Annotated in this window: 1 protein-coding gene; it reads left to right on the top strand. The window is 36.1% G+C overall.

Annotated features, from left to right (window positions below; all coding sequences use genetic code 11):
- Nucleotides 1-123: 123 nt before the first annotated feature.
- On the top strand, nucleotides 124-559 hold a 436-nt coding region (locus tag ACTNDN_RS24980; RefSeq protein WP_441132580.1), incomplete at its 3' end, for a helix-turn-helix domain-containing protein.

The following is a 559-nucleotide window of genomic DNA, read 5'->3' as shown; positions in this document are numbered from 1 at the left end:
TGTAACTGCTAAACTAAAATCAACAGTTTCCGCCAGATAGAATTGAACACTTTTTTATCAAAATAACCACCAGTTAGTCTATTATGATTTTATGTCATCATAGTTTACTGGAGGATTTGAAAGGTGGAAAAGTTACATTTGTTTATAAAGGTTCATCAATTAAAGGAACAAGGATTTAAAGTAGCAGCTATTGCAAAAAAATTAGGGATTTCTAGAAACACAGTTTATAAGTATTTAAGCATGAATTTTAATCAAGCATCCGAGTGGGTGTTATCAACTGGGAGTAGGGAGAAAAAGTTAGATACACACCGTGAACTTATATTAAGTTGGCTAAAGGAACATCCTGATATTTCTTCTGCTCAGGTGGAGGACTGGTTAAAGGAAAAGTACCCTAGAATAAAAATTGGAAGTAGTACTATTCGGGGGTATGTTAGTGAATTAAGGGATATTTACCACATCCCAAAAGTGGTTCGTGTACGTGATCATGAAGCTGTGGAGGAACTACCGATGGGGCAACAAATTCAGGTCGACTGGGGAGAAATAACCGTAAAGAATCAGG

This window comes from Niallia sp. HCP3S3_B10 (assembly GCF_052064465.1).
Lineage (GTDB): Bacteria > Bacillota > Bacilli > Bacillales > Cytobacillaceae > Niallia > Niallia hominis.
Note: the sequence above shows the minus strand (reverse complement) of the source record. Positions and strands in the feature narration are given on the sequence as shown.